This is a genomic window from Burkholderia pulmonis (assembly GCF_984667975.1).
On the sequence record NZ_OZ480187.1, the window covers coordinates 2,806,976 to 2,829,609 of the forward strand.

At 67.2% G+C, this 22,634-nt stretch carries 23 protein-coding genes; 5 read left to right on the plus strand and 18 right to left on the minus strand.

Going from position 1 to position 22,634, the window contains the following annotated elements:
* Nucleotides 1-78: 78 nt before the first annotated feature.
* Nucleotides 79-600: a PTS sugar transporter subunit IIA gene (locus AC5LXK_RS29295; RefSeq protein ID WP_493392132.1), complete on the plus strand. Its 522-nt coding sequence runs from the start codon at nucleotides 79-81 to the stop codon at nucleotides 598-600.
* Nucleotides 601-648: 48 nt separating this feature from the next.
* Nucleotides 649-1,542, plus strand: a complete 894-nt coding sequence (locus AC5LXK_RS29300; RefSeq protein ID WP_493392133.1) for an amino acid kinase family protein — start codon at nucleotides 649-651, stop codon at nucleotides 1,540-1,542.
* A gap of 69 nt (nucleotides 1,543-1,611) precedes the next feature.
* On the opposite strand, the gene AC5LXK_RS29305 is transcribed toward AC5LXK_RS29300, so the two are convergent.
* The 13 genes from AC5LXK_RS29305 to AC5LXK_RS29365 form a co-directional block, all read right to left on the minus strand.
* A complete protein-coding gene (locus tag AC5LXK_RS29305) occupies nucleotides 1,612-3,612 on the minus strand; it encodes a family 2A encapsulin nanocompartment cargo protein cysteine desulfurase (protein WP_493392134.1) in 2,001 nt (666 codons plus the stop codon).
* On the minus strand, nucleotides 3,587-4,519 hold the full coding sequence (locus tag AC5LXK_RS29310) for a family 2A encapsulin nanocompartment shell protein (protein ID WP_006479760.1): 933 nt from the start codon (nucleotides 4,517-4,519) through the stop codon (nucleotides 3,587-3,589). The genes AC5LXK_RS29305 and AC5LXK_RS29310 overlap by 26 nt, the downstream gene beginning before the upstream one ends.
* Nucleotides 4,520-4,656: 137 nt before the next feature.
* Entirely contained in the window at nucleotides 4,657-4,878 is a 222-nt protein-coding gene (locus AC5LXK_RS29315; RefSeq protein WP_493392135.1) for a helix-turn-helix domain-containing protein, read from the minus strand.
* A gap of 8 nt (nucleotides 4,879-4,886) precedes the next feature.
* Complete coding sequence (gene epsC, locus AC5LXK_RS29320; protein ID WP_493392136.1) at nucleotides 4,887-5,825, minus strand: serine O-acetyltransferase EpsC; 939 nt, start codon at nucleotides 5,823-5,825, stop codon at nucleotides 4,887-4,889.
* Nucleotides 5,826-5,857: 32 nt separating this feature from the next.
* The gene (locus tag AC5LXK_RS29325; protein ID WP_493392137.1) at nucleotides 5,858-6,328 is read right to left on the minus strand and encodes a rhodanese-like domain-containing protein; all 471 of its coding nucleotides are present in this window, start codon (nucleotides 6,326-6,328) and stop codon (nucleotides 5,858-5,860) included.
* A gap of 355 nt (nucleotides 6,329-6,683) precedes the next feature.
* The gene (locus tag AC5LXK_RS29330) at nucleotides 6,684-8,084 is read right to left on the minus strand and encodes an amidase family protein (protein WP_493392138.1); all 1,401 of its coding nucleotides are present in this window, start codon (nucleotides 8,082-8,084) and stop codon (nucleotides 6,684-6,686) included.
* Nucleotides 8,085-8,160: 76 nt separating this feature from the next.
* Entirely contained in the window at nucleotides 8,161-8,952 is a 792-nt protein-coding gene (locus AC5LXK_RS29335) for an alpha/beta fold hydrolase (protein WP_493392139.1), read from the minus strand.
* 84 nt (nucleotides 8,953-9,036) lie between these two features.
* Nucleotides 9,037-9,363, minus strand: coding sequence for a DUF4148 domain-containing protein (locus tag AC5LXK_RS29340; RefSeq protein ID WP_493392140.1), 327 nt, complete (start codon nucleotides 9,361-9,363; stop codon nucleotides 9,037-9,039).
* Nucleotides 9,364-9,640: 277 nt separating this feature from the next.
* Nucleotides 9,641-10,183: a cytochrome P460 family protein gene (locus tag AC5LXK_RS29345; protein WP_493392141.1), complete on the minus strand. Its 543-nt coding sequence runs from the start codon at nucleotides 10,181-10,183 to the stop codon at nucleotides 9,641-9,643.
* Nucleotides 10,183-11,226 (minus strand): alpha/beta fold hydrolase, encoded by a 1,044-nt coding sequence (locus AC5LXK_RS29350; RefSeq protein ID WP_493392142.1) that lies wholly within the window; start codon nucleotides 11,224-11,226, stop codon nucleotides 10,183-10,185. Before AC5LXK_RS29350 ends, AC5LXK_RS29345 begins: the two co-directional genes overlap by 1 nt.
* A 255-nt stretch (nucleotides 11,227-11,481) precedes the next feature.
* Entirely contained in the window at nucleotides 11,482-12,861 is a 1,380-nt protein-coding gene (locus AC5LXK_RS29355; protein WP_222904698.1) for a tripartite tricarboxylate transporter permease, read from the minus strand.
* Nucleotides 12,861-13,358, minus strand: a complete 498-nt coding sequence (locus AC5LXK_RS29360) for a hypothetical protein (RefSeq protein WP_493392143.1) — start codon at nucleotides 13,356-13,358, stop codon at nucleotides 12,861-12,863. Before AC5LXK_RS29360 ends, AC5LXK_RS29355 begins: the two co-directional genes overlap by 1 nt.
* Before the next feature lie 87 nt (nucleotides 13,359-13,445).
* Nucleotides 13,446-14,732, minus strand: a complete 1,287-nt coding sequence (locus AC5LXK_RS29365; RefSeq protein WP_493392144.1) for a hydroxymethylglutaryl-CoA reductase, degradative — start codon at nucleotides 14,730-14,732, stop codon at nucleotides 13,446-13,448.
* A gap of 163 nt (nucleotides 14,733-14,895) precedes the next feature.
* On the opposite strand from AC5LXK_RS29365, the gene AC5LXK_RS29370 reads away from it, so the two are divergent.
* Together AC5LXK_RS29370 and AC5LXK_RS29375 are read left to right on the plus strand one after the other, a co-directional pair.
* A complete protein-coding gene (locus tag AC5LXK_RS29370) occupies nucleotides 14,896-16,281 on the plus strand; it encodes an aminotransferase-like domain-containing protein (RefSeq protein WP_493392145.1) in 1,386 nt (461 codons plus the stop codon).
* Nucleotides 16,282-16,355: 74 nt separating this feature from the next.
* On the plus strand, nucleotides 16,356-16,751 hold the full coding sequence (locus AC5LXK_RS29375) for a hypothetical protein (protein ID WP_493392146.1): 396 nt from the start codon (nucleotides 16,356-16,358) through the stop codon (nucleotides 16,749-16,751).
* Between the two features lie 117 nt (nucleotides 16,752-16,868).
* On the opposite strand, the gene AC5LXK_RS29380 is transcribed toward AC5LXK_RS29375, so the two are convergent.
* Both AC5LXK_RS29380 and AC5LXK_RS29385 read right to left on the minus strand, forming a co-directional pair.
* Entirely contained in the window at nucleotides 16,869-18,146 is a 1,278-nt protein-coding gene (locus AC5LXK_RS29380) for an epoxide hydrolase family protein (protein WP_493392147.1), read from the minus strand.
* A gap of 202 nt (nucleotides 18,147-18,348) precedes the next feature.
* Nucleotides 18,349-19,053 (minus strand): SDR family oxidoreductase, encoded by a 705-nt coding sequence (locus AC5LXK_RS29385; protein WP_493392148.1) that lies wholly within the window; start codon nucleotides 19,051-19,053, stop codon nucleotides 18,349-18,351.
* 134 nt (nucleotides 19,054-19,187) lie between these two features.
* On the opposite strand from AC5LXK_RS29385, the gene gcvA reads away from it, so the two are divergent.
* Nucleotides 19,188-20,081, plus strand: a complete 894-nt coding sequence (gene gcvA, locus AC5LXK_RS29390) for a transcriptional regulator GcvA (RefSeq protein WP_493392149.1) — start codon at nucleotides 19,188-19,190, stop codon at nucleotides 20,079-20,081.
* A 25-nt stretch (nucleotides 20,082-20,106) separates the two neighbouring features.
* Here gcvA and AC5LXK_RS29395 read toward each other — a convergent pair whose 3' ends face one another.
* From AC5LXK_RS29395 to AC5LXK_RS29405, 3 genes are all read right to left on the minus strand, one after another.
* A complete protein-coding gene (locus AC5LXK_RS29395; RefSeq protein ID WP_493392150.1) occupies nucleotides 20,107-20,694 on the minus strand; it encodes a pyridoxamine 5'-phosphate oxidase family protein in 588 nt (195 codons plus the stop codon).
* A gap of 95 nt (nucleotides 20,695-20,789) precedes the next feature.
* Entirely contained in the window at nucleotides 20,790-20,987 is a 198-nt protein-coding gene (locus tag AC5LXK_RS29400) for a hypothetical protein (protein ID WP_493392151.1), read from the minus strand.
* A 12-nt stretch (nucleotides 20,988-20,999) separates the two neighbouring features.
* On the minus strand, nucleotides 21,000-22,199 hold the full coding sequence (locus tag AC5LXK_RS29405; protein WP_493392152.1) for an aminotransferase-like domain-containing protein: 1,200 nt from the start codon (nucleotides 22,197-22,199) through the stop codon (nucleotides 21,000-21,002).
* Nucleotides 22,200-22,634: the final 435 nt, after the last annotated feature.

Below are 22,634 nucleotides of genomic sequence, written 5' to 3' on the forward strand. Positions count from 1 at the left end.
GGGCCCCCTCGTCTCTGACACCGTCTTTACGCGGTTTTGTCTAGGATTTCCTTGTCATCCCGACACGGAGAGATCCGCATGCAAACGCAGCAGGCCGCCGTCGGCGGCCAACCCGACCTTCCCCACCGACGCGGCGGCACGCCGTTCGCGACCCGGCTGGCCGACGCCTGTCCGCCGGAACACATCCTGCTCGACGTGCCGGTCGAAAGTGCAATCCAGTTGTTCGATCTCGTCGCGCGCCATGTCGAGCGCGGCAGCGGGGTGTACGCGGAGCGGATCAGGACCGAACTGATCAAGCGCGAACAGCTCGGCTCGACCGGCCTCGGCCAGGGCGTCGCGATTCCGCATGCACGCGTCGCCGGCCTCGGCTCGCCCGTTGCGCTGTTCGTCCGCGCGCTGTATCCGTTCACGTTCAACGCGCCGGACCGCAAGCCCGTGCGCGAATTCATCGTGCTGGTCCTGCCGCAAGAAGACGACCGCGCGCACCTCGAACTGCTCGCCGACGCGGCGCGGTGTTTCAGCGAACGCCCGTTCCGGCAGGCGTCGCGCGATGCGCAGACGCCCGACGAGCTTCACCGGCTCATGCAACAGACGCACTGATGCCGCATCGTGCGGCGACAGGCACTCCTTTTCTCCCTTCGGAATCCCATGTTCCCAGACCCTGAAAGTCCCACGCTCACGTCACGGCGCGTCGCCGGCCTGGCCCGCTCGCTGCCGTTCATGCAGGCCCTGCACGGGCAGACCGTCGTCATCGTCGACGGCGGCACCGCGAACGACGCGCGCACCCGCGCGGCCTTCGCGCAGGATGTCGCGCTGCTCGCGCTCACCGGCGTTCGCCCGGTCGTCGTCCAGGGCCTGCCGGCCGCATCCGGTACGCAGTCGGTCCACACCGCGCACGCCGCGATGGCCGGCATCAACCATGAGCTGGTGCGCCTGATCGGGAGCCACGGCGCCAAGGCGATCGGCATCGACGGCCACGACGGCGGCCTGCTGGTCGCGAGCGCCGAATCCGACCGGGCGGGCACGAGCACGGTCGTGCAGTTCGACGGCGCGGCGTTGAACGCCTTTCTCGACAACGGCCTCGTGCCCGTCGTGATGCCGGTCGCGCCGGACGACGGGGGCCATGACCGCCTGCTGCGCCCGGAACGGCTCGGCAGCCTGTTCGCGCAACGCACGGGCGCAGTCACGCTGGTGATGATGGTCGACAGCGCGCTGCTGCACGAACTCGGCGAGCTTGCCGGGCTGTACGGCATCACGGAACTCGAGCAGTGGCTCGCCGAACATCCGGCCGCCGACGCGGCGCCCTGCGTGCGGGAAGCGCTCGATGCGCTTGCGCACGGCGTGCAGAACGTCCATCTCGCGGATATCGGGCAACCCGAATCGCTGATCGACGAACTGCTGACGGAGGAAGGGTCGGGTGTGGTGTTCTGCCGGCGCGGCAATACCGACCTGCTGTCGGAAACCCGTCGTTACTTCGCCGATTCGGCGTGCGTGCTGCGCGACGGGTTCAGCGTCGAGAAGAAGCCGGTCGTGCGGTTCTGACCGGGTAGCGGGAAAGCGCTTGCGGCGACCTGCAACAGCCGCCGCAAGCGGACAACATCGACACTGAAGTCAACGTCGCGTGGCGAGCCGCTTCACGACACGCACCAGCGCATCGACCTCGTCGCACGTGTTGTAGAACGCGAGCGACGGCCGCACCGTGGCCTCGAGCCCGAAACGCCGCAGGATCGGCTGCGCGCAGTGATGCCCCGAGCGCACCGCGATGCCTTCTTCGTTCAGCGCCTGCCCGACTTCCTCGGTTTCATAGCCCTTCAGCACGAACGACAGCACGCTCGCCTTGTCGCGCGCGGTGCCGACGAGCCGCACGCCCGGCACCGGTGCGAGCACGCTCGTCGCATACGCGAGCAGGTCGTGCTCGTAGCGCGCGATGTTCTCGATGCCGACACGGTTCACGTAATCGAGCGCCGCGCCGAGCCCCACCGCATCCGCGATGTTGCCGGTGCCTGCTTCGAACCGGTTCGGCGGCGGCTGGAACACCGTGCGCTCGAACGTCACGTCCGCGATCATGTTGCCGCCCCCCTGCCACGGCGGCATGTCGTCGAGAATCGCGCGCTTGCCGTACACGACGCCGATCCCGGTCGGCCCGTAGATCTTGTGCCCGGAGAACACGAAGAAATCCGCATCGAGCGCCTGCACGTCGACACGCATGTGCGAAATCGACTGCGCACCGTCGACGAGCGCCTTCGCACCCGCGCGATGCGCAAGCTCGACGATCTCCTTCACCGGAACGACCGTGCCGAGCGCGTTCGACACCTGCGTGACGGACACGATCTTCGTGCGATCGTTGAGCAGCTTCCGGTATTCGTCGAGCAGCACCTGCCCCGAATCGTCGACCGGAATCACGCGCAGCTTCGCGCCTTTCTGCGCGGCAAGCTGCTGCCACGGCACGATGTTCGCGTGATGCTCGAGATGCGACACGACGATCTCGTCGCCTTCGCCGACGTTCTGCACGCCCCACGTCTTCGCGATCAGGTTGATCGCCTCGGTCGTGCCGCGCACGAACACGATCTCGTCGGGCGACGAAGCACCGATGAAGCGCTGCACCGTTTCCCGCGCATGCTCGTAGGCATCCGTTGCGCGGCCGGCCAATGCGTGAGCCGCACGATGGATGTTCGAGTTCTCGTGCGCATAGAAATACGCGAGCCGGTCGATCACGGCCTGCGGCTTGTGCGTCGTCGCCGCGTTGTCGAACCAGACGAGCTGCTTGCCGTTCACGCGCTCCTGCAGGATCGGGAAATCGCGGCGGATCGCGTTCACGTCGAACGGCGGATGCGCACCGCGATGCAGCTGGCCTTGCGGCTCGGCTGCATGCGTGTCGTCGATGAAGTAACGCGGCACGTCGGCGCCCGATGCACGCGACACCGGCACGTCGCGATGCACGGCGAGCAGCTCGCGCAGCGCATCGTCGCCCGGCAGCCCGAACGCTTCCGGCGACGCCAGGCCGTTCGACGGCACGACGATGTCCTGCGGCGTCGCCTGCCAGCCCTGCAGCGAACCGTCGGTGAAGTAGTACGGCGACGCCTTCGCCGCACCTTCCGGCGCCGGCGCATTCACCTGCGGCACGCCGAGCGCCGCGCCACCGACACGCGGTTCGAGCGCGGGTGCGATCGACACGACGTTGTCGGGCAACCCGTTCTGCGCGGCCGCATGCGGCGCGAGCGCGGGCGCACGGTTGCCGAGCGACAGCACGTGCGTCGGCGCCGACGGCGCGAGATTCGCGCCGGGCACCTTGCCCTGCGGCAGCGCGAGCCCCGGCACGCCGGTGCCTGCACCGCCCGGGCCCGCGAGCGGCGAGCCGCCCGGCACCGGGTTGCTGACCGATGCGAGGATCGGTGCGGCCGCCGGCAACGCGGACGGCACGCCGCCGGCCGCACCGCTGCCGGCCGACAGCCCGGGCGCGGTGGCCTGCCCGGGCGGCGTCGCGAAGAACTCGGACGCGAGCCGCGCGAGCGTCGCCGGGTCGGGCAACCCTGCCGGCAGCGGCGCGTGCGGCAGCGCGTGCGCGTCGCCGCCGGCCAGGCCGGGATTAACGGTAGGTGTCGGGATAGTCATGGAACTTGGCGATTTCGACGTCATCGAGGACAGCCAGCGCATCCGGCGAATGGACCGCGAGCGAGCAATACAGCGAGATCAGGTACGACGCGATCGCCTGGTTGTTGATCCCCATGAAGCGCACCGACAGGCCCGGGCCCTGCTCGCCCGCGACGCCCGGCTGATACAGGCCGACGACGCCCTGGCGCTTGTCGCCGACGCGCAGCAGCAGGATCTTGGTCTTGCCGTCCGCGACCGGCACCTTGTCCGACGGGATCAGCGGAATGCCGCGCCACGTGAGGAACTGCGAACCGAACAGGCTGACCGTCGGCGGCGGCACGCCGCGCCGCGTGCATTCGCGGCCGAACGCGGCGATCGCGAGCGGATGCGTGAGGAAGAATGCCGGCTCCTTCCACACCTTCGTCAGCAGCTCGTCGAGATCGTCCGGCGTCGGCGCGCCCGTCAGCGGGAAGATCCGCTGTTCGTCGGTCACGTTCGCGAGCAGCCCGTAGTCGGGGTTGTTGATCAGCTGGCTTTCCTGCAGCTCCTTGATCGTCTCGATCGTCAGGCGCAGCTGTTCCTTGATCTGGTCATGAGGACTGCTGTAGAGATCGGAGATCCGCGTATGCACGTCGAGCACCGTGCTGACCGCGTTCAGGAAGTACTCGCGCGGCTGTTCCTCGTACGGCACGAAGGTCTGCGGCAGCACGCTTTCGTCCTCGAGCTGCGTGCAAGCGGCGCGCACGGCTTCCGGGTTCTTCACCTGGTTCAGGCGATAGATGCCGGCCTCGACCGGCACCCATTGCAGCAGATGGGTCAGCCAGCGCGGCGTGATCGTGGAAAGCTGGGGGACGGTCTTGGTAGCGTTCGCTAGTTGGCGGGCGGCGTGATCGCTCAGCGCGGCCGTGCCGCTTGCAACGGTCGACATGTGTGGCTCCGGGTTCTTAAGATGAAAAACGGGATTGCTTATGACGCTCGGTGATTATCGGAAGCACGCACCTGCCGGCTCAACATGCTATAGCCGTCAGGTCGTGCAACCGAATGGGGAAATGACGCGAGACGGCCTCAGGTGACGTACACGCGCGGCAGCAGCATCGAGATCGACACGTCGAACGCACGCGCGATCTTGTCGGCCGTGACGATCGACGCGATTGCCTCGCCGCGCTCGATCTCGCCGACATACGAGCGGTTCAGCCCCGCATGCTCGGCCAGCTGCTCCTGCGACCACGTGCGCGCTTCGCGCAGCTTGCGCACGTTGGCGCCGAAGTGATGAATGAGGTCGCTCATCACGCCTCCTAGGCGACGCGCGCCGCCACGCGCGGCGTGGCGTTCGCTTCGCTGCGCAGCACGGCCTGCGTGACGTTCTCGCCGGCCGGTACGTCCTGCGTGAGCCACACGTTGCCGCCGATTACCGCGCCGCGCCCGATCGTCACGCGGCCGAGGATCGTTGCACCGGCATAGATCACCACGTCGTCCTCGACGATCGGATGGCGTGCGAGCCCTTTCTCCAGATGGCCGGCCGCATCGCGCGGAAAGCGCTTCGCGCCGAGCGTGACGGCCTGGTACACGCGCACGCGCTCGCCGATGATCGCCGTCTCGCCGATCACGACGCCCGTGCCGTGGTCGATGAAGAAGCCCGCGCCGATGCGCGCGCCCGGATGAATGTCGATGCCCGTTTCCGCATGCGCCTGCTCGGCGATGATCCGCGCGAGCAGCGGCAGGCCGAGCCCGTACAGCTCGTGCGCGAGCCGGTGGTGGATCATCGCGAGGATGCCCGGGTAGCACAGCAACACCTCGTCGACGCTGCCGGCCGCCGGATCGCCATGGAACGCGGCCAGCACGTCGCTGTCGAGCAGCCGGCGGATCTCCGGCAATCGCGCGGCGAATGCCTGCACGGCCGTCGAGGCGACTTCTCCGACATTGTCGGTCGGCCCGTCGGCGTTGCGCTGACGCGCCGCGTAGCGCAATTCGAGCGTCACCTGCGCGAGCAGCGCATTCAGCGCCGTATCGAGCGCATGGGCCACGTGGAAGTTCTCGCTCTCCTGGCGCAGGTCGGGCGGCCCGAGCCGCATCGGGAACAGCACGCCCTTCAGCGCGCCGATGATCTGCGCCAGCGCCTCGCGCGCCGGCAGGTCGCGCCCGCCCGGTTCAAGCGAGCGCCGCTGCTTCTCGCGCCATGCGCGGCGCACCGTCTGCAGCGATTGAACGATGTCGTCGATGTCGAATGCGGCCATGCTGCTTTCTCCCTGTAACGGCCGTGAATCAATCAGTCCTGCGCCCACGGCAGGCCGCGGAAGCGCCAACCGTTCCGGCCACCGCGATGCTGCCGCTCGTCGAGGTCGCCCTCGAACCCTTCGAGCACGTTGAATACCTTCGTGAAGCCGCCCTTCGTCGCGGCCTCGGCCGCCTGCGCCGAGCGGTTGCCGCTGCGGCACAGCAACAACACGACGGCCTCCTTGCCGGTTTTCGCTTCCAGTTCGCGCACGAAGCGCGGGTTGCGCGTCAGGCTCGTGCCCGTCGCCCACGGTACGTGCAACGACTCCGGCACGTGGCCGACGAATTTCCGTTCTTCTGCAGTCCGCACGTCCACCAGCAATGCGTCTCCGGCCGAGAACAGCGCCCACGCAGCTTCCGGCGCGACGCCGCCCGCGTACGGCGTGCCCGCCGCCGCTGCCGCCGCGCGCGCGTCTTCGAGCGCCTGCTGCGCGGCGGTTCGTTCTTCCAATGCAACCGTCATGACACTTCCTTGTTTTCGTAGATTCGTATGAACAAAAACACCGGGAATTCGGCCGTCGCAGCTTGCGTGCTGTCTATAGCCGTCAGCGCCACTATGCGAGCGCGGTCGGGGAAGCAGAACCAATAAAATTTCATTTCCTAATCAGCGCCGCGGGGAATGCAATAGCAGACGCGCGCTATCGGTGCGCGGTCGCTGGCGGGTGGGAAATGCGGGAGGGGGACCGTTCGATGCCGTGCATCGAAGGGGTTTGAAAGGAAATCCGGGAGACGAGCAACGCGGGATTCACCGCGTTGTCATGGAATCCAGAATGCAACGAATGGCACATGTATCGTCGATGCATGTGCCATTCAAATCATCAAGACAGCGGATCAACCGGCGCAACCGGCACACCGCGCGCCTCGATCTCCCGCCCGGCGAGCAGACACAGATCCTCGCGATGATGCGTGGCCACCACCTGCACGCCCACCGGCACGCCATTCACGACCGACGTCGTGACAGCCAGCCCCGGCAGCCCCATCGCAGGCAGCGCGCGCAACGTGAGCTGCGCTTCCCACACGCGTTCGAAGCCGTCCGGCCCTTGCCGGTCGAGATCGTCGGCGAACGGCAGTTCCGACGAAACAGGCAGCAGCAACACCGGATACGCGTCGAGAAACAGCCGCCATTGCCGCGTCAGCGTCGTGCGCCGGACCAGCGCGCGGCTGATCACGTCGGCCGGCAGGTCGCGCACCTTGCCGCGCACGGCCGCGATCACGGCCGCCGCGCCCGGATCGCCGTCTGTCCCGACCGCATTCGCCAGCGCATCGAAACCATCGCCGAGCCATAGCTGCTCCTGAAGCAGCGCCGCCTCGCGCATCGGCGGCGTATCGTCGATCTCGTCGACGGTCCAGCCCGCATCGACCAGCCGGCGCGCCGCGTCGCGCAACGCTGCCTCGACTTCGGGCACGACCTGCAAACCACCCGGCCGCACGCACAGCGCCGCACGCTTCGGTACCTCGCGCTCGTCGAACGGCACGGCCACGTTCCACGGGTCGCGCGGGTCCGGCGCTGAGAACGCACGCAGCGCGAGCGAAAGATCGTCGATCGTGCGCGCGATCGGCCCGGCCGTCGACATCAGCTGCGCACCGATCGCACGCTCGGGCGACGACGCATTGAATGCGGGCACGCGGCCAAGCGACGGCCGGATTCCATGCACGCCGCACGCGTAGGCCGGGTAACGCACCGAGCCACCGATGTCGGTGCCGACCGCAAGCGGGCCGATCCCCGCAGCCACGGCGGCCGCCGCGCCGCCACTCGATCCACCCGGCGTCAGCGACGCATTGAGCGGATTGCGCGTGTGCCCATGCACGAGGTTCGACGTGAACCAGCGCAACGCGAACGTCGGTGAATTGGTACGGCCGAGCAGGATGCCGCCGGCCTTCCGGATGTTGGCGACCACCGGACTGTCGGCGTGCGCGATCAGGTTCTCCTGCAGGCGCGTGCCGTTGGTCGTCGCGAATTCCGCCTGGTCGATGTTGATCTTCACGGTCACCGGCACGCCAGCGAGCGGCCCCGGATCGTCGCCGCGCGCGATTGCGCGGTCGACTTCGTCGGCCTGCCGCCGCACATCGTCGGGGCGATGTTCGACCACCGCGTTGATCGCCGGATTCACCGCTTCGAGACGGCCCAGCGCGGCGTCTGCGACTTCACGCGCGGACACTTCACGATGCCGCACGCGTTTCGCAAGTTCGGTGGCTGACAGCTGCCAGAGTTCGGTCATGACTTCTCCTGGTGGAAAGACATCACAATCCCTCACGGTGCCGCGTGTCTTTACGAACACGCGGCGCCCCGTTCACTTACTGCGCATCCTGCTTCGCGCGCTCGGCCGCCGCGATGATCGCATCGGCCACGGCCTTCGGCTGGCTCAGCATCGCGACATGGCTGCCGTTCACGCGCGTGACCGTCGCGCCGATCCGCTTCGCCATCGCTTCCTGCAGCGTCGGGTCGATCATCCGGTCCTGCGTCGCGACGACGAACGTCGACGGCTTCGCATGCCACGCGGCCTGCGCGACCTTCTCCGAGATGCACCCGCTATACCACGGCCCCTGGGTGGCCGCAACGATGCGCTGCTGCGCGGGCGGCAGGTCCGGCGCGAAATCCTGCGCGATCGCCTTGTCCGACAGCCGCGCGAAACCACCCGCATCCTTGCGCAGCTCGCCGGCCCATGCCGGTGCCGGCAGACCCTGCGTGACGTCGGCGATCGACTGGCCGTTGTCGGGCGCGAACGCCGCGACGTACACGAGCGACTTCACCTTGTCGTCGTTGCCCGCCTCGCTGATCACGACGCCGGCCCACGAATGGCCGACCAGCACGACCGGCCCTTTCTGCTCGTCGATCGTACGCTTCGTCGCGGCCGCATCGTCGGCGAGCGAGCTCAGCGGATTCTGCACCGACACCACGTGCAACCCGCGCGCCTCGAGCAGCGGAATCACGCGGTTCCAGCTCGACCCGTCGGCGAACGCGCCGTGCACGAGCACGACGTTCGTGCCCTTCAGGTCTTCCTTCGGCGCGGCTTGCACCGTGACCGCACCGAACAGTCCGCCGATCACCGCGGCGGATACCAGAACGCGTTTCATCAAACCGGCCATCGTCATGCTCCTATCTCTGTTGTGTTGTTCAAATGAAGTGCTGCAGTGGCGGCCGCACCTGCACGCAACAGGCGCGGCGCCGGATCACGAATGCGCGTACAGGTCGTCGGCCGCGTTCCCTGCGGCATGAGACCGCGCGGCATCGCGATGGCCGGCAGGCGTCGACGCATCGGCTACGTTGTCGCCCTGCGACTTCGACGGGCCGTTCTGGTCCGAACGCGCAACCTGCAACGCGCGAGCGATGTCTTCCGGGTAGTGCGGTTCGCTGCGGGCCGGGCTGTAGCCGGCCTGTTCGAGGCGGACGAGTTCGGCGCGCACGTCGGCACGCGTGAGGCTATGGCCCGTATCGGCGAACGACAAAGCGGGAGCGACGGCGAGGACGGCAACGGCGAGGATTCGAGCGGCTTTCATGAAGGTTCTCCTTGAAGGAAGTTGGGCTATCGATCACTTGGCATCCGGTGCGAACGTCTGGCACCGAACGTTTGCTGCATGTCGACAGTAGAACCCGCTCACGTATCCGGCATGTTTCCGGAACCGGTGCTTTCTGCATGCCAGTTTTTCAAAAGCGGCCGCAGATACAGTGCGATACAAACCCAAGCGCCGATACGTTTCGTCACGCCCCGCACACCATGAAAAAAGCGTGCCTCGCAGGGCACGCCTTTCCGTCAACTTCACACTGCCTGTCACGTCACGGCGCCAGCCGCGTGAACACGTAATCGTGATTCTTCACGCGCGCCTGGTGACACGCAAAGCACGTCTGATGCTGGCCGATATCGGCCGGGACACCGTTGATGAAGCGTCCGAAACCCCAGCCACCCGTCGCTGCATAGCGGCGCGAATCCTTCACCATCACCTGCACGGTCGTCGCCTGGCCAGGTACCGTCGCCGGTGCGAACTCGTCGGACTGCTTGCGTTTGTATGCAAGCTTCACGAGGATCGTGCCGTCCGGGAACGGCAGCGTCGCCTGTTCGAGCGCGCGGATCGCGACCGGGTTGCCGAGCACGACGCGCAGCTCGTCGAGCGGCGCGGCTTCCTCGGCCGGCGCAACCATTTCCCACTTCCGGTAGCCGGGCGGGATCGTCACGCCATAGATCGGCGACGCGGCCGCGGCCGGCTTCGGCTGCTCAGCAAACGCGGCCGGGCCGCTCGCCGACCACGCACCGCCCAGCAGCACGCTCGCGACGAGCACACGCCGCGCGCCCCGCCGCCACACACCCACGCGTGCCCGCATCACAGATGCTCCACTTGCAGGATCGCGTCGGCAAACGCCTGCGGCGCTTCCTGCGGCAGGTTGTGGCCGATGCCGCCGGTAATCGTCCGGTGCTGGTACTTGCCGGTGAACTTCTTCGCGTACGCAGCCGGTTCCGGATGCGGCGCGCCATTCGCGTCACCTTCCATCGTGATCGTCGGCACGGTGATCGCAGGCCCGGCCGCCAAACGCCGCTCGATGTCGTCGTATTGCGCTTCGCCCTTCGCGAGCCCGAGGCGCCAGCGATAGTTGTGGATCACCACGGCCACGTGATCGGGGTTCTGGAACGACGCGGCCGAACGCGCGAAGGTTTCGTCGGAGAACTGCCATTTCGGCGACGCAAGTTGCCAGATCAGCTTGTTGAATGCGTCGCGGTTCGCCGCATAGCCGAGTTCGCCGCGCTCCGTCGTGAAATAGAACTGATACCACCACTGGAATTCGGCCTGCGGCGGCAGCGGCTTGCGGTTCGCCTCCTGGCTGCCGATCAGGTAGCCGCTCACCGATACCAGCGCCTTCACGCGCTGCGGCCACAGCGCCGCGATGATGTCGGCCGTGCGCGCGCCCCAGTCGTAGCCGCCGAACACGGCGCTGTCGATCTTCAGCGCATCCATCAGCGCGACGATGTCGACGGCCGTGACGGCCTGCTGGCCGTTGCGCACCGTGTCGGCCGAGCGGAACGTCGTCGAGCCGTAGCCGCGCAGGTACGGCACGATCACGCGATAGCCGGCCTTGACGAGCAGCGGCGCGACTTCCGCATAGCTGTAGATGTCGTACGGCCAGCCGTGCAGCAGGAACACGACAGGCCCCTTCTTCGGCCCGAGGTCCGCATACCCGACGTTGAGCACGCCCGCGTCGATCTGGTGGATCGTGCCCAGCGACGCGACGCCGGCCGAACGCTTCGCGGCCGGTGCATCGGGCGCCGACTGCGCGTGCGCGAGCGCGCTGAAGCCGAGGTCGGCAAGGCTCAGGCTCGCCAGCGTCGAGCCCAGGATCAGGCGGCGGCGGGTGTTCACGGTATCAGGCATGACTCGTTCTCCAATGTCGATCGCTAAGGAAGGGGCCCGCGGCACGTGCGGGCATTCAGGTGCACCGTTCGCAGCGGCGGCGCATGGCACCGCGCCGCCGTGTGAACTGCTTCACCGGTTTTATATCCGAACCATCCGGAGGCTTTGTATCCCAACGTATCTGTGTGCGAACACGACACACAGCGATTCAAAAATCGCGAGAAAAACCCGCTTTCGGGGCGCCGCGCGGCACACGCGGCCCCCTGCGCGGGTACGTCAGAACAGCCTGGCGATCGCGGGCACGCTGAGTACCGCGACGTAGTAGCCCATGAACTGCACGCCCGTGTTGAACGCGAACAGGCGCGACAGCATCCCGCCGAACAGGCCGATCGTCACGATCACGGCGAGCCCCAGCAACTGCCCTTCCCACACGCCGATCACGACGATCAGCCCGGCGAAGGTCGCGATGATCGCTTCGTGGCTCAGCTTGCGCGCGACGAACGACGCCGCGCGGTGCGCATGGTGCATCGCGAGCGGATACGCGATCAGCGCGGCCAGCAGGATCGACAGCAGCCCGTAGCCGAGGAACTCGGGCCAGCTCATCAGCGTATGCAGGTTGTGGATCTGCCCGCTCGCCGCATCGACCGTGAAGCGCGGCGGCGCATTGAACAGCGGCGCGGCCGGGCCGGCCGCCACCGGGCTCAGCGGCAGCCCGAACGCGATCAGCGGAATCAGCGCCTCGGCGATGTAGGTCGCCTCCGTCACGCCGTTACGCGCGGCGATCACGGTCGTCAGGCGCTGGTACGCATGACGCACGCGCGCCCCGACGATCTCGCCCATCAGCACCGTCATCGCGACCGGGCTGAACACGAACGTCGCGCTCGACACGGCAGCCGTGCCGACCGTCCACGCCACCTGCTCGCGGTCGAGCACCTTCAGCGGATTCGGGAAGTAGCCGCGCCAGCTTTTCACGTCGGGCGCGAGCACGAACGTCGACGGCCCGTCGCGACGCATGCGCCGCCGCTCGGCCGGCGACAGGATCGAGAACAGGTCGGCCACCAGCGGCCCGATCGCGATCCCGAGGAAGTAGCTGACACTCAGCTTCACGCCGTAATGGCCCGTGAGCGCCTGCAGCCCGACCACCAGCATCACGAACGGCACGAGCAGCAGCACCGACGCCCAGCGCCCGGCGGAGAAGTACGCGATGCCGATGGCCGCCGCGAGGAACACCCACGGCGCGGCCTTCGCGATCGCCGCGCCGAACGGCGCGAGCAGCGACGCGAACAGCACCGCGAGCGGCAGCGCGACGAACGCGGCGACGATCGCGCCGGAGATCATCTTGCGCAGCGCGATGTGCGGCACGCCGAGCGCACGCAGCAGCGTCGCCTGCTGCAGCAGCGGCGCGGCCATCGTGTCGCCGGGAATGCCGAGCAGCGCGGTCGGGATCGAATGCGTGATGTGCTTGGCCACCGCACCCGCGAGGAAGAACGTGAAGACGCCGGCCGGCGGCACGCCGAGCAGCGCGACGAGCAACGTGAGCGGCGCGATCGTCGTCGTTTCGTCGGTGCCGGAAATCAGCCCGATACCGGAGAACACGATCGCGCCGAGCAGCCCCATCGCGAACGCGGCCGGCAATGCATGCAGCAGGGCGTCCATCAGCGGCCTCCCGCGCGTGCGCGCCCGGACGATGCGTCGTATGACGCGAACAGGTCGAGCAGCCCGAGTTCCTCCATCTCGGCGCGTGCGCTGGCCGACAGGTCGCTCGTCGAACCGAGCCCGCCCGATGCTTCGGCGAGCTGCCGCAAGGCCTCGTCGCGCTCGGCGCCGCCCGCCGCATGTTCGATCACCGTGCGCTTCGGCTTGAACAGCACCGCGCAGATCGTGCCGGCCAGCAGGCAGCCGCCCAGGCCGATCAGCATCGCGTAAGCGCGCGCGATCGCCGCGTCCTGCACGAACGACGCGAGCGCCACGCGGCCGATCTCGAACGCGCCGAGGCTGATCGCGATGCCGAGCAGCACCGACCACGCGAGATGCTTCGTCGCCACCGTGTCGCCCCATACCTCGACGAGCGTCGTGGCCGATGCGTCGGTGCCGGCCAGCGGCCGCGCGCGAAGCGGCGCGGGTGCGACCGCGCTTGAACCGGTCTGTTCCATGTGTCTCCTCCTGGATTGATCTATCGCCGGTCTGGCCGGCGTGGCGCGCTGCACGCCGCATGAGTCACGCGGCGCGCAGTCTACGCGTCAGCCGCCGCGGCGGCCCGCGAGCAACTCGACCGCGAAGTCGGTGCGCACGTCTTTCGCCGCGACCATCTGCTGCGCGATCCGGTCGACGTCGGCCCCGGTCGCGCCGGCCGCCACGGCGATGTTGCGTGCATGCAGCGCCATGTGGCCGCGCTGGATGCCTTCGGTCGCGAGCGCGCGCAGCGCACCGAGATTCTGCGCAAGCCCGACCGCGACCGCAATTTCGCCGAGTTCCTGCGCGGACGTCACGTTCATGATCTTCAGCGCGAGACGTGCGAGCGGATGCGTCTTCGTCGCGCCGCCGACGAGCCCGACCGGCATCGGCATTTCGATCGTGCCGACGAGGTCGCCGTTGGCGGCCTTCTCCCACGTCGTCAGCGACGTATAGCGGCCGCTGCGGCTCGCATACGCATGCGCGCCGGCTTCGACCGCGCGCCAGTCGTTGCCGGTCGCGACCACGACCGGGTCGATGCCATTCATGATGCCCTTGTTGTGGGTCGCCGCGCGGTACGGGTCGGTCGCCGCGAACACGTACGCGTCGATCACGCGGTCGATCACGTCCTCGCCGGAATAGGCGTCGGTCGCGAGCGTCGCGGCCGAGTACCGTACCTCTGCGCGGGCGAGGCGCAAATCGGCGAGGTTGGACAGTATCCGCAACCGTACCTGGCCCCCGGTAATCGCTTCGATGCGCGTCGCGACGGTTTCCGCCATCGTATTGACCGTGTTCGCGCCCATCGCGTCGCGCACGTCGACGATCAGGTGCGCGACGACCATCGCGCCGCGCGGCGTGTCGGGGAACACATGAACCTCGATATCGCGGCAACCGCCGCCGAGGCCGACGAGCACCTTGTCGCGGCTGTTTGCGAGTGCGATCAGCTCGGCCGCGTGCCGCAGGATCGCGAGCCGCGCGCCGTACGGATCGTCGACGCCGATCACCTGCACCTGCGCACGCATCAGCGGGCCGCTGCTCGACGTGCGGAAGCCGCCGGCCGCGCGGGACAGCTTCGCCATATACGATGCGGCCGCAACGATCGACGGCTCCTCGACGGCCATCGGCACGATCACGTCACGATCGTTGATCCGGAAGTAGCCGGCCACCGCCATCGGCAGCTCGAACGTACCGATCACGTTCTCGATCATCCCGTTCGCGGTGTCGAGCGGCAGCGCGCCCGGCTTCGCGAGCAGCGCGTGCTCGGCATCGTCGAGCCCGACGGCGCGGGACAGGTGGGACAGGCGTTGCTCGGGCGTAAGCGAGCGGAAGTTCGGCAAGGCGGAATCGATCGGCATGAGGGGTCTGCTGTTTCGGGGTGGCGGTGTAGCCCGTCGGCGCTTGCGGCGGGCAGCGGATAGCCGAATAATAGTCACGCTGTACCCATTGAAAAGGTACAGAAGGCGCAAACAGTCACTCAACCGTACCCATGACAGTGGGCCGGCCCGACGGAACATTCCGATGAAACAGCGTGCAAAAGCCAGCCTGTCTGGCGCGATGGCGGACAATCTCGCCAGACAGATCGAGGAAGGCGTGTTGCCGGCCGGCGCGAAACTGCCCTCCATCAGGGAATATGCTGAGGCGTCCGGCTGCTCGAAGAACACCGTGATCAGCGCGTTCGAGATGCTCGCGGCCGACGGCCTGATCGAGCCGAGGCGCGGCTCGGGCTTCTTCGTCGCGCGGCGCGCGGCGGCCGCGCCCGAGATCGACGAGCCGAGCTCGCTCGACCGCGCGATGGACATCGTCTGGCTGATGCGCGAGCAGTTGCACGTGAAGCCCGACGTACTCAATCTCGGCGAAGGCTTTCCGCCGATCGAATGGCTCGAGGAAACGCGGCTGAACCAGTACCAGCAGCGCATCATGCGCACGAGCGCCGCGTCGCTGTTCCGCTACGGCAGCCGGTTCGGCTACCTGCCGCTGCGCCAGTCGCTGCAGCAGAAGCTCGCCGGCTACGAGATCGAGGCGCCGCCCGCGCAGATCGTGCTCACGCACGGCGCGAACCAGGCCATGGACCTCGTGCTGCGCTACTTCGTGCGCCCCGGCGACACCGTGCTCGTCGACGATCCCGGCTACTACCCGCTGTTCGGCAAGCTGAAGCTGAGCGGTGCGGACATCGTCGGCGTGCCGCGCGAGATTGACGGCCCCGACGTCGCGAAGCTGGCCGAGCTTGTCGCCACGCACCGGCCGAAGCTGTTCTTCACGCAATCGGTCGGCCACAACCCGACCGCGACCGATACGAGCGCGGCCAAGGCGCACCGCATCCTGCAGCTCGCCGATGCGCACGACCTGATCATCGTCGAGGACGATGCGCTCGCCGACCTGCGGCCGCGCTCGCTCACGCGCATCGCGACGCTCGATCAGCTGCGCCGGACCATCTATATCGGCAGTTTTTCGAAATCGGTGTCGGCGGCGCTGCGTGTCGGGTTCCTGGCGTGCAATGCCGCGCTTGCCAGCGATCTCGCCGACGTGAAGATGCTGACGCACGTCAGCAGCTCGGAATACTGCGAACGCACGCTCGATGCGATCGTCAGCGATGGCCACTTTCTCAGGCATACGAATCATCTTCAGGAGAAACTGCGGCGCGCGACCGGTACTGCGCTCGATGCGCTCGGTCGCCTCGGTGCGGAGATCTATCGGCCCTGTGACCAGAACCTGTATCTGTGGGCCGCGCTGCCCGGCTGGCCCGATTCGATGCAGCTCGCGCAGGCGATGCTGGAGCGTGGGGTGATTCTCGCGCCGGGGGCAGTGTTTTCGCCGCAGGCGGATCGTCCGTCGAGGTTTTGCCGGTTCAATGTCGCGTATCTTGCGGACAAGCGGTTTGCGCAGGCGTTGAAAGCGGTTGCGTAGCTGGTGCGTCTGGCCAGAGAACAGAAGAAGCGGCTGTTGTACGCCGCTAACCCAATCGATTTCAGGTGACTCATTTGACCGATATCTATGAACCAATTTTCCCGTCGTTGAAGCAGGCAACAAGCCGGCAACCACTCTGGGTCGCGCTGATATCGACCGTGCTCGGGCTTCCGGCGCTCGCGTTCATGTCCGTTTTTGGCTACACGACACCCTCGTGCAGTTCGCTCGGCGATGCGCTGGCCTGGACGTTGTTTTTGTCGGCTGCGGTTGTAATAGGCTTCATCGTGCCTTACATCGCCGATATATTGGGCGGACTCGTTGCATGCACGTCAGTCGCGCTGATTGCGTGGCTTCTTCGACGACTCAAAGTAACGTGGCCGGCATTCGCGGTCGCGCTGACCAGCAGCTATTTTCTTGCGATCATCGTCGCCATATTGGGAAATACACGTGGTTCGTGCCGACTCTTTTGACTCGCCCCCATCGCCACGTCGCCGCCGACGCGAAAACATCGATTCGCACCGGCAACCCGGCATGTCAAAAACGCGAGCCGCACAACCGCCGGCCCGCGTTCACCGCTTCAATCCCGCTTACACGCGCCGCAACGGCCGGAACCCGGCACGCACTTCACGCGCAAACAGCTCAGGCTCTTCCCACGCCGCGAAGTGCCCGCCCTTGTCGACTTCGTTGAAGTAGATCAGGTTGTGATAACTGCGCTCGGCCCAGCTACGCGGCGCCTGATAAATCTCCCCCGGAAACACCGTGATCGCCGCCGGCAGCGAGATATCCACCGCGTTGAAGTTGTTCGAGTGATCCTCCCAGTAGATCTGCGCGGCCGACGTCACGGTATTCGTCAGCCAGTACAGCGAGATGTCGTCGAGAATCTCGTCGCGCGGAATCGAGCGCTCCGGCACACCGCCGCTATACGTCCACTGCGAGATCTTGTCGTACATCCACGCCGCCTGCCCTGACGGCGAATCCGCCAGCGCATAACCGACCGTCTGCGGTCGCGTGACCATCATCGCCGAGTAGCCGCAGTTGTCGCGATAGAACGTCGCGAGCTTCTCGTACGCGGCCTTCTCCTTCGGCGACAGCGAAGCCGGCGCAGGCGAATCGGTCGCGAGCAGCGTCGCGATATCCAGCGGCACCGTCGCCGGCATGTTCACGTGAATCCCGGCGAGCCCCTGCACGCGCTGCATCGCCATCCGGTGCGAGATCACCGAGCCGCAGTCGCCGCCCTGCGACACGAAGCGCGTATAGCCGAGCCGCGCCATCAACTCGCCCCACGCACGCGCGATGTGATCGGAACCCCAGCCCGTCTTCGTCGGCCGGCCCGAGAAACCGAAGCCCGGCAGCGACGGCACGACGACATGGAACGCATCGTCCGCGCTCGCGCCGTGCGCGGTCGGGTCGGTCAGCGGGCCGATCGCCTTCAGCAGCTCGAAGATCGAACCGGGCCAGCCGTGCGTCATGATCATCGGCATCGCGTTCTCATGCCGCGAGCGCACGTGGATGAAATGAATGTCGAGCCCGTCGATCTCGGTGATGAACATCGGGAACCCGTTCAGGCGCGCCTCGCCCTTGCGCCAGTCGTAGTCGGTGCCCCAGTAGCGCAGCAGCGCCTGCATGCGCGCGAGCCGCACGCCCTGCGATTCGTCGGCGACGGTCTCGCGGCCCGGCCAGCGGGTCGCCGCAATGCGGCGGCGCAGGTCGGCCACCGCTTCATCGGGAATGTGCGCGGTGAACGGGCGTATGCCGCTCACGCCCGTCGCGGCATGCAGCGCCGTGGGCAGCATCGCCGAGACCCCGGCGGCCACGGAAGTGGCCAGCAGGTGGCGACGCATCGGGGAAAACTGTGTGGAAGACATCGTTCGGCATCTCCTTTCGTGAAGTGGAAAGTGAACATGCCGCGCGCGGGATCGCGCCCAGGCTTTCAATCCGGCGCGCCCTCGTCACGCGGCGTCACCCATTTGAAAGGTTGGATGTATCCCGGATTTGTCTGATTTGTACGCGTTTGTAGCCTTGCACGGCGAGCGGCCCGCGCCGCCGCTCGCTCGTCGATTGCGACGCTCAGAGCGCCTTGACGATCGCGCCGTCGACGCGAATGTTCTGCCCGGTGATGTAGCCCGCGCCGTCCGACAGCAGGAACGCGACCGTCTTCGCGATCTCGCCGGTCTTGCCGAAGCGGCCGGCCGGAATGCGCGCGACGATCTCCGGCGTTTCCGGCCAGCTGTCGATGAAGCCCGGCAGCACCGCGTTCATCCGGATGTTCTCGGCCGCATAGCGTTCCGCGTACAGCCGCGTCCACGCGCTCAGCGCCGCACGCAGCGCCGACGACACCGGCATCGGCTGCTCGGGCGCGTCCGCCGCGAAACTCGAGATGTTGACCACCGCGCCGCCGCCCTGCTTCTGGAAAACCGGTGTCACGCGGCGCATCACGCGCACCACGTTCAGCAGGATCAGGTCGAGCCCCGCGTGCCAGTTGTCGTCGGTGATCGCCAGCAGTTCGCCCTTCGGCGGATGGCCGGTGTTGTTCACCACGGCGTCGATGCGGCCGTAGCGCGCGATCGTTTCCTGTACGAGCTTGTCGATATCGGCTTCTTCCGTCACCGAGCCCTTGATGCCGAAGCCGCCCAGTTCCTCGCCGAGCGCCACCGCGCTGCCCGACGGCGACATCAGCGCGACGCGATAGCCCGTCGCCGCCAGTTCGCGCGCGATCGCCGCGCCCATGCCCTTGCCTGCCGCCGTGATCAACGCTACTTTTTCTACAGTCACGATTTGCTCCTCGTTTCGATTCTGCCGCCGCGCAGCCGCCATTCGGCGCGCCATAGTGGTAATGTAGGCGCATCGATTCCGGCTGTCGAACCAGTATTTCTGCCGCCAGCCGATAGTTTTTCTACAGCCTGACGATGCCGCCACGCCCTTCCCGCCTGCCGCCGCTGAATGCGCTTCGTGCGTTCGAAGTGTCCGCACGGCACCTCAATTTCCGCGCCGCCGCCGACGAGATCGGCGTCACGCAGGGCGCCGTCGCGCAGCAGGTGCGCCACCTCGAGGACGTGCTCGGCCTGAAGCTGTTCGAGCGCCTGCCGCGCGGCCTCGCGCTCACGCACGACGGCGCCGCGTATTTCTCCGACGTGCAGCGCGCGCTGCACGCGATCGCCGATGCCACCGACAAGCTCGTGAAGCGGCGCGCCGCGCTGACGATCAGCACGACGCCGTCGTTTGCGTCGAAGTGGCTGATCCCGCGGCTCGCGCAGTTCACCGAAGCGCATCCCGACTACGACGTGCGCGTGATCGCCGATCCGCAGATCGCGACGTTCCGCCACGACGGCGTCGATCTCGCGATCCGCTACGGGAAGCCACCGTTCGGCAAGCATCTCGTTGCGCACGCGCTGTTCCCGCTCGACGTGTGTGCGGTGTGCAGCCCGGCGGTGCTGGCCGCGCCGGCTTCGCCGCGCGCGCTCGCCGGCCAGGTGCTGCTGCACGACGCGCACGACCTGTGGCCGGAGTTCCTGGAAGCGATGCCGGAACCCGTCGACATCGATCCGCACAAGGGGTTGCGCTTCAACCAGACGTCGCTCGCGATCGATGCGGCTGTTGCCGGCCAGGGGATCGCGCTCGCGACCGATCCGCTCGTCGAGCGCGACATCGCCGCCGGACGGCTGTGCAAGCCGTTCGATTTCGCATTTCCGCTGTCGATGGGGTTCTATCTCGTGTATCCGGCCGAGCGGCGCGACGACGATGCGATCGTGGTGATGCGCGAGTGGATGACCGGGCAGGCGGTGGCGGACGGGCGGCCTTGAGCGACGATAAGCGCCGTGGTCAGCGTCAGGGCGCAATCCAGCGGGATTCGTAACCGCTTTCATTCAGATCGAATACCGCTCGGCGATGGCCGGCGCGCGCGATTTCGAGCCAGTCGATGCGCGTGACCGTCATGTGGATCAGACAGAAGTTTTCGTAGCCGTCGCCGGATGGTGCTGCGCTGTCGATATGCGCCGCTTCCGGTGACGCGATCGCCGTGCCAGGCGGCAACGGCGCGCGATACAGCAACAGCGTATGCGGACGGCTCGATTCCCAGATCGCACGCCGTTGCGCTTCGTCTTCGCAGATCGACGCGACGCCTTCCGCACGAATCTGCACGAGCGCGTCGAGATCGTTCGCGACGATCGAGATACGCGGATCGCGACGCAACTCCGCGACTTTCTCCGAGCGTACGTCGGTATGAAACGACAGCACGCGCTCGGCACGGCTCACCTGACGCAATACGATCGTACGCACCTTCGGCGCGCCATCGAGGCCGAGCGTAGCCGCCTGCAGCATCGTGAACGGCGAGCGCTGCACGCTGACGCCGGATTCGAGGCAGGACCAGACGCGGTCGTACGTTTGCGCGAGTGATTCGGAGGTCGAGTCGGACATGAGGCGGCGGCGATCGTCAGTGTTTCGATCGCACAAGCTTAACCGTTTGCTGCCGCGGCGGCTCGCATGCGATGCCGCCGCAGCCCGTGTGCCGCTCAGTTGTAGCCGAGCACGACCGGCGCTGCGTCGCCGGCATCGGCATCGGCCGCCGGCTCTGCGCCGAAGCGGCCAAGCACGTCGGCGACATATTGCGGCCCGGCGCTGATCTGCGACGAGCGATGCTTGGCCGGCCGCTTATCGCCCGCGCCTGACGCTGCGCCCATCGATGCCGTTTCGTTGACGGTGATATTCACGTTGATGTCTCCTCACGCGGCCAGCGCCGCACCATACGCGCGCACGAGGCGCGCGACGCCTTCCCGGATCGCATCGACGTCCGGCGCGGCGAACGACAGGCGCAGCGACGCTGCGTCGACGTTGTCCGCGAAGAACGCCTTGCCGGGTACGAACACGATCTTGTTGGCGATCGCCTGTTGCAGCAGCACGTCCGACGACACCGCGCCGATCCGCGCCCACACGAACATCCCGCCTTCGGGACGATGGAATTCGATCGCATCGCCGAACCCGTCGCGCAGCGCGTCGCACATCGCGTCGCATTTGCGCTGGTACGCGGCCGTGATGCGCGGCAGATGGCGTTCGAGCGCGCCGTCGGCCAGATATTCGGCGGCGGTGGCCTGCGTCCACGGCGTGCTGCACAGATCGACCGTCTGCTTCGCGATCACGCAGCGCCGCGTGATCTCGGCCGACGCGATCGTCCAGCCCACACGCAGCCCCGGCGCGACGATCTTCGACAGGCTCGCGAAATGCACGATCCAGTCGCGTGCGCCGTCCACTTCACCGGCCAGCGCGAGCATCGACGGCACGGCTTCGCCCGCGAAACGCAGGTCGCCGTACGGATCGTCCTCGACGATCAGGAAACGGTATTGCACCGCGAGACGCAGCAGCTTCAGACGGCGTTCGCGCGTGAGCGTCGCGCCCGTCGGGTTCGCGAAGGTCGGGACGGTGTAGAGCAGCTTCGGCTGCTTGATCGCGCCGGATGCGAGCTGGGCCGCGAGGCGATCGACGTCGAGGCCTTCGCCGTCGACGGGGATCGTCACGATCCTCGCCTGCTGCAGACGCATCGCCTGCAGCGTGGCCGGATAGGCCGGCTGTTCGGTCAGCACGACGTCGCCGGGCGACACCATCACGCGCAACAGCAGGTCGAGGCCCTGCTGCGAGCCGGTCGTGACGAGCAGTTCGGCCGGCGTGCACGCGACGCCGCGACGCGACATCAGCGCGATCAGTTGCTGTTTCAGTTCGGCGAGGCCGTCGGTCGGGCCGTATTGCAGGCAGCGGACAGGCTGTGCGTACGCGCGCTCGGCGGCCGCGTTCAGGCCGTCGACGTCAAACAGGTCGCTGGCCGGATAGCCACCCGCGAAGGAAATCATGCCCGGTTCGGACAGATACTTGAACAACTCGCGGATCGGCGAGCCGGCGGGGTTTTGGAATGAGGGAGTGAACGCGTACATGTCGTCGTGAGCTGGAAGGCGCGGACGGCCGGGATAGCCGTTGAGTGCCGGCCGCTGTGGGGCTTCTGGCTCCACGGCGGCGAATTCGAGCCACGATTGTCGATAGTCATTAAGGGCTCGGCAAACGATATCTATGCACTAGGTCTTGCGGTTTGGTCATTAAATGGCGGATTTCGGCTTGGTGGGGCCGGGTTGTTGATGCAGGTTGTTGATGCGGGTTGGGGGGGTGGATTGTCGAACGGGTGTTTGATTCGGGGGATTGTTTCCGCGGACGTGGTACGGCCTCACGGGCCTTGTGGTCGTGACAGTTGTTGAAGGTGGGTGTGGGGGGGAGCCGCGGCGTTCGCGGCAATGGCCGGGGCGGGTTCGCCCCGGCGGTCAATTGCGCTCTGGAAACGCCTGCACTCCACTCGCTAGAGCCGCATCAAGCAGCCC

Coding starts and splice junctions, on each gene's coding strand:
- AC5LXK_RS29295 (WP_493392132.1), top strand. CDS start 79: ATGCAAACGCAGCAGGCCGCCGTCGGCGGCCAACCCGACCTTCCCCAC.
- AC5LXK_RS29300 (WP_493392133.1), top strand. CDS start 649: ATGTTCCCAGACCCTGAAAGTCCCACGCTCACGTCACGGCGCGTCGCC.
- AC5LXK_RS29305 (WP_493392134.1), bottom strand. CDS start 3,612: ATGACTATCCCGACACCTACCGTTAATCCCGGCCTGGCCGGCGGCGAC.
- AC5LXK_RS29310 (WP_006479760.1), bottom strand. CDS start 4,519: ATGTCGACCGTTGCAAGCGGCACGGCCGCGCTGAGCGATCACGCCGCC.
- AC5LXK_RS29315 (WP_493392135.1), bottom strand. CDS start 4,878: ATGAGCGACCTCATTCATCACTTCGGCGCCAACGTGCGCAAGCTGCGC.
- epsC (WP_493392136.1), bottom strand. CDS start 5,825: ATGGCCGCATTCGACATCGACGACATCGTTCAATCGCTGCAGACGGTG.
- AC5LXK_RS29325 (WP_493392137.1), bottom strand. CDS start 6,328: ATGACGGTTGCATTGGAAGAACGAACCGCCGCGCAGCAGGCGCTCGAA.
- AC5LXK_RS29330 (WP_493392138.1), bottom strand. CDS start 8,084: ATGACCGAACTCTGGCAGCTGTCAGCCACCGAACTTGCGAAACGCGTG.
- AC5LXK_RS29335 (WP_493392139.1), bottom strand. CDS start 8,952: ATGGCCGGTTTGATGAAACGCGTTCTGGTATCCGCCGCGGTGATCGGC.
- AC5LXK_RS29340 (WP_493392140.1), bottom strand. CDS start 9,363: ATGAAAGCCGCTCGAATCCTCGCCGTTGCCGTCCTCGCCGTCGCTCCC.
- AC5LXK_RS29345 (WP_493392141.1), bottom strand. CDS start 10,183: ATGCGGGCACGCGTGGGTGTGTGGCGGCGGGGCGCGCGGCGTGTGCTC.
- AC5LXK_RS29350 (WP_493392142.1), bottom strand. CDS start 11,226: ATGCCTGATACCGTGAACACCCGCCGCCGCCTGATCCTGGGCTCGACG.
- AC5LXK_RS29355 (WP_222904698.1), bottom strand. CDS start 12,861: ATGGACGCCCTGCTGCATGCATTGCCGGCCGCGTTCGCGATGGGGCTG.
- AC5LXK_RS29360 (WP_493392143.1), bottom strand. CDS start 13,358: ATGGAACAGACCGGTTCAAGCGCGGTCGCACCCGCGCCGCTTCGCGCG.
- AC5LXK_RS29365 (WP_493392144.1), bottom strand. CDS start 14,732: ATGCCGATCGATTCCGCCTTGCCGAACTTCCGCTCGCTTACGCCCGAG.
- AC5LXK_RS29370 (WP_493392145.1), top strand. CDS start 14,896: ATGAAACAGCGTGCAAAAGCCAGCCTGTCTGGCGCGATGGCGGACAAT.
- AC5LXK_RS29380 (WP_493392147.1), bottom strand. CDS start 18,146: ATGTCTTCCACACAGTTTTCCCCGATGCGTCGCCACCTGCTGGCCACT.
- gcvA (WP_493392149.1), top strand. CDS start 19,188: ATGCCGCCACGCCCTTCCCGCCTGCCGCCGCTGAATGCGCTTCGTGCG.
- AC5LXK_RS29395 (WP_493392150.1), bottom strand. CDS start 20,694: ATGTCCGACTCGACCTCCGAATCACTCGCGCAAACGTACGACCGCGTC.
- AC5LXK_RS29405 (WP_493392152.1), bottom strand. CDS start 22,199: ATGTACGCGTTCACTCCCTCATTCCAAAACCCCGCCGGCTCGCCGATC.